Origin of the sequence: Aestuariivirga sp. (assembly GCF_044238155.1) — a bacterium.
Classification (GTDB): domain Bacteria; phylum Pseudomonadota; class Alphaproteobacteria; order Rhizobiales; family Aestuariivirgaceae; genus Aestuariivirga.
Genome location: NZ_JBIIDX010000203.1, coordinates 1 through 4,590 on the forward strand (window position 1 = coordinate 1; position 4,590 = coordinate 4,590).

The 4,590-nt window shown below is 62.1% G+C and carries 3 protein-coding genes and 1 pseudogene; 2 read left to right on the forward strand and 2 right to left on the reverse strand.

The window, feature by feature from the left end:
* Positions 1-1,203, reverse strand: a 1,203-nt coding sequence (locus ACILRN_RS15785) for a vanadium-dependent haloperoxidase (RefSeq protein WP_395689908.1), incomplete at its 3' end; no start/stop codon positions are given.
* Positions 1,200-2,459, reverse strand: coding sequence for an ROK family protein (locus tag ACILRN_RS15790; protein ID WP_395689910.1), 1,260 nt, complete (start codon positions 2,457-2,459; stop codon positions 1,200-1,202). The genes ACILRN_RS15785 and ACILRN_RS15790, both read right to left, overlap by 4 nt.
* Before the next feature lie 211 nt (positions 2,460-2,670).
* Here ACILRN_RS15790 and ACILRN_RS15795 point away from each other — a divergent pair, with 211 nt between their 5' ends.
* Together ACILRN_RS15795 and ACILRN_RS15800 are read left to right on the forward strand one after the other, a co-directional pair.
* The gene (locus tag ACILRN_RS15795; RefSeq protein WP_395689912.1) at positions 2,671-3,717 is read left to right on the forward strand and encodes a substrate-binding domain-containing protein; all 1,047 of its coding nucleotides are present in this window, start codon (positions 2,671-2,673) and stop codon (positions 3,715-3,717) included.
* A 136-nt stretch (positions 3,718-3,853) separates the two neighbouring features.
* A pseudogene (locus ACILRN_RS15800) lies at positions 3,854-4,590 on the forward strand (sugar ABC transporter permease); the annotation flags it as partial.

The following is a 4,590-nucleotide window of genomic DNA, read 5'->3' on the forward strand; positions in this document are numbered from 1 at the left end:
CTCCTGCGCGGCCTGTTCGAAGCTAGAAAATTGACGAGGCGCCAAGCCATCGCGCTCATGGGTCCGGTCGGTGAAGGCGAAGCCTTCGCCAAACATGCTGGTGAGGACGGCTGCTGCCGCGCCCGACTGGGTGCTGTGTCCACTCGGATATTCGGGGAATGGCGGGGTGATGAGGATTGGCTCCCACTTCGGGTCGATGACCCGCTTGATATAGGTTACTGGCCGAAGCAGATCATAGCTGTACTTGGCATGCCAGCAGCCGATGAAGCTGTCCGCAACGGCGACGCCAAGGCGCATCAGCACCTCGGCTGACCTGTCGAGGCTTGCCGTCTGCTCGGTGAGAATGTCGAGCGCAATTGAAATCCAGTGACCAGGTGGCGTGGGTGACAGCATCGGATCATCCGACCAGAAGCGTGCGATTGCCTCTTGTTCCGGTGTCAGGTTCCTGATGGTCTCATACACCTCTCGCGCCTCTCCGTAGAAGCTGGAACCTGGGTCCTCGCTGTATACTGGTGGCGGCGGCAGCGGGCAGGCGGTGCCATCCGGCATCGCAAAGGTACGATTGCTTCCCCAGTCTGGCAGCAGTGGAAACTGCTGCTGGCGGATGGCGCTGGTTGGCGCCCAGCTGTCCGGCTGCGTTGCCAGGTCATAGGCCATGGGAAAGCCCATGTTCTTGATGACCGCGCCGCCATCATCCATCGACCACTCGATGATTGCCGCTGTCAGCGCCTCGCCATAGGCGAGGCTGGCGTCAGCCACGTCACGAGGAAGGCCACTGAGTGCATCAGCCTTCAGTTTTTTCTGGGCGGCGGCAATGACCCGCTGACCAGTGGGGCCGGTATTGCCAAAGAAGGCGGTTACAGCCGAGGCCATGACGCAGTGGGTGATCACGGCATCGTCATAACGCTTTGCGCGATCGCGCCGCGGCAAATCATTGAGGCCGTTCAGCTGGCCTTCGAGCGAGATCAGCGACGTCGAGCCTGACGCAACTGCCTGATATGCGGCGACTCCGAGATATGCGAAGGCACGACTCGCTACTGGCGGTGAATAGGTGGCCGTGTGCCGCACCAGCCTCAGAACGACCCTGTACCATTGGCGCAGGATGTCACCGCCAGCGGTGCCCGCGCGCAATGGGCGGGGCTTGGCGGCAAGCATTGCGCTGGCGGCCATGGCTTGCAAGGCAGAACGGCGGGTGATGCTCATGCGATGTTCTCCAGCTCACGGCCGCGCTGTTGCAGCGGGCCATAGGCAAATATCTCACGGTCTACGCTGCGCAGTGCCTGGCTGATCGTGCCCTTGATGATCATGTCGGTATCGGTGGGGATCACTTCGATTTCGACGTTGCGGCGCAATTCCTCCACCACTCCGGCTGCAAGGGCCCTCTCGAGATGTGGTGAGATGAGTGCCATGGCGCGCGTGCCAGGGCCGGTGAGAATGATGCGCGACGGCGTGAGGATGGAAATGATCCGGGCAAACCCGAAGCCGAGGGCTTCGCCCGCCTTGGCATAGGCCTCGCGCGCAGGGGCTTCGCCGCGGGCCGCCGCAGCCTCAAGTGCCCGCAGTTCGGCCTCGGGAATTGAGCTGACGGACGGTGGCCGTGTGGCTGCTTCGCCTGAAGCCCACCGCAGCAGGCTGTAGTCTGCAGCATAGGCTTCCACGCAGCCACGCCGCCCGCATCGGCACAGTGGCCCATCGGGCATGTGATTCATGTGGCCGAATTCGGCGGCTGCTCCTCTCGGTCCATGATAGACTTGGCCGTTGATGATGAGCCCCATGCCAACGCCGTAGCCAATGAACACAACGGCAGTTGTTTCTCGCGGCTGGACCTGTCTCGTGCTGATCAGTCCTTCAGCGATCATGTTGGCATCATTGGCGATGGAGCAGGCGATACCCAGCCGTTCCTTGATCGCGCCAGATACGGCGATGTTGCGCAGTCGGAAGGCGGGGCTCCACACGACGGTGCCGGTTTGCGAGTCGGCAACGCCCTGGACCGCTATGCTGATGCGGGCCACGCGCCGCGCCGCAATGCGTATCCTGGCCAGAAGCGCCCCAATCTCTTCAGCCACCAGCCGGCCAAAAGCCTTCGGGTCCGCTTCATAAGTGGAGGTGCGCGCCGTGTGTCGTGCCACGATGTCGCCGCGGCCGTCCGCCAGCGCCAGTTCGATGCCGTCGATCGACAGCTTGACTGCAACCACATGTGCCGACTTGCCGCTGATGTCGATCTGGGTGAGTGGCCGGCCGCGGCGGTGAAGCATCTCGGGCTGGAGCGCGGGTGCCTCCACCTGCTCAAGGATGCCGTCGGCGATCAGTTGCGATGAGATCGAGGTGATCGATGCGGGCGAGAGTCCGGTGTGGCGGCCCAGTTCAACGCGGGCAAGCGGGCCGTTCTGGCGCAACGCCTCCAGCAGCAGAAGCCGGTTCTGCCGCCGCACCAGGTCACTGTCAGCCTTTTCCCGCATACACTACTTCGCATGTGCAGCAATTATTGCGCCGCACAATAGCCTCGACATTTTTTGCATGTTGACTCGCGAAGCGGATTGCCGCAACATTTTTTTGGACGCCGAAATAAAACAACAAATCGTCCAGGGCCCAGGATTTCCGTGCGGTGGCGTGAAGCCGCTTCAGGGAGGCGTCTCATGGAAATCGCCGTGGCCTGGAGGAGGACCATAAATGTATCGCAAGATTATGACCATGGCGGCTGGCGCGCTGGTGCTTGGCCTGTCAACCCTGTCCGCGGAAGCGGCGGGCAAGAACATCTGCGTGTCCTGGAAGACTTTCCAGGAGGAGCGCTGGAAGACCGACGAAGCCGCCATCAAGGCCGTGGTCGAGGCTGCAGGCAACAAGTACTTCTCGGCGGATGCACAGGGCTCTGCCGCCAAGCAACAGGCTGACATCGAAGGCCTGATCACCCAGGGCTGCAACGTCATTCTCGTCGTTGCTTTCGACTCCGACGCGATCCTGCCGGCCTTCCAGGCCGCTGCTGATGCCGGCGTGAAGATGATCTCCTATGACGTTCTCGTCGAGCATCCCGATGCGCTCTACGTGACCTTCGACAACGTGGGCGTTGGCCGTCTCATGGCCAAGACCATGCTCGAGAAGGGCAAGCAGGAAGGTGATTTCGCCTTCATCAAGGGCGACAAGGGCGACCCGAACGCGACCTTCCTGTTCGAGGGCATCATGGAAGTCCTGAAGCCCAACATGGATGCCGGCAAGATCAAGAATGTCTGCGAAACCTTCACGGACGGCTGGAAGCCGGACGCTGCCCAGAAGAACATGGAGCAGTGCCTGACCTCGGTGAACAACAAGGTTGATGCGGTCATCTCCGAGAACGACGGCATGGCTGGCGGCGTCGTTGCGGCGCTCGAAGCCCAGGGTCTCGCCGGCACCGTGCCGGTCACCGGCCAGGACGGCGACAAGGCCGCTCTGAACCGCGTTGCCCTTGGCACCCAGCTGGTCTCGGTCTGGAAGGACTCGCGCGTGCTCGGCAAGTCGGCGGCCGAATTCGCCAACATGATCGCCGATGGCAAGGCCGCGACTGAAATTCCGGGCGTCGGTAAGTTTTCCGGTGGCGCCAAGGGCGTTGAGGTCAATGCGGTGCTGATCGCGCCGAACCCGATCACCAAGGACAACCTGAACGACGTTATCGACGGCGGCTGGGTGACCAAGGAAGAAGTCTGCGCCGGCGTGGCCGCAGGCTCCGTTGCCGCCTGCAACTGATCTGCCGTTCAGAACGGCATGACCTGACAAGCTACAGCCGCGCCACTCCTACCGGAGTGGCGCGGTTTTCGTAACCGGATGCGCCATCAAGAAGCGCACTGATGATTTCGGTTTTGAGCTAAAGGGGGGCTTGACGATGCCAGGAACCGACAACACCCAGACCCCATCCCTCGCCCAGGAGGGTGCTTTCACGCGCTTCCTGCGCGCCACTGAAATCGACTCGCGCATGCTCGGCATGATCGGAGCGCTCCTCATCATCTGGATCGGTTTTGATGCGGCCAGTGGTATCATTCGCGGCGGCGAAGGCCTTTTGGGAGGCAGCTTCCTTACACCGCGCAACCTGTGGATCCTGCTTGTTCAGACATCGTCCATCGCGGTCATGACCACCGGCATGGTGCTGATCATCGTCATGCGCCATATCGACCTCTCCGTTGGCTCCATCCTCGGTTTCACCGCGGTCTGCATCGGTACCATGCAGGTCTACTGGCTCGGTCCCCTGCTTGGTGTCGGCCATCCGGCGATCTGGATCGTGACCCTGGCGCTTGGCCTGGCGCTCGGCGCCGCCATTGGCGCCTTTCACGGCGCGCTCATCGCCTATTTCGGCATCCCGTCATTCATCGTTACACTCGGCGGGCTGATTGTTTGGCGTGGTGCCGCCTGGTCGGTGATCCGCGGCGAGACGGTTGCGCCCATGGACAAGAACTTCAAACTCATCGGGGGCGGCATTTCCGGCATCACCCCGGGGTCGATCGGCGCAACGGCAAGCTGGGTTCTTGGCCTGCTCATCTGCGCTGCCATCGCGGCGCTCATCTACAACGGCCGCAAGCAGAGGAAGCGGTTCAACTTTGCGCTCCGGCCCGTTTGGGCTGAATA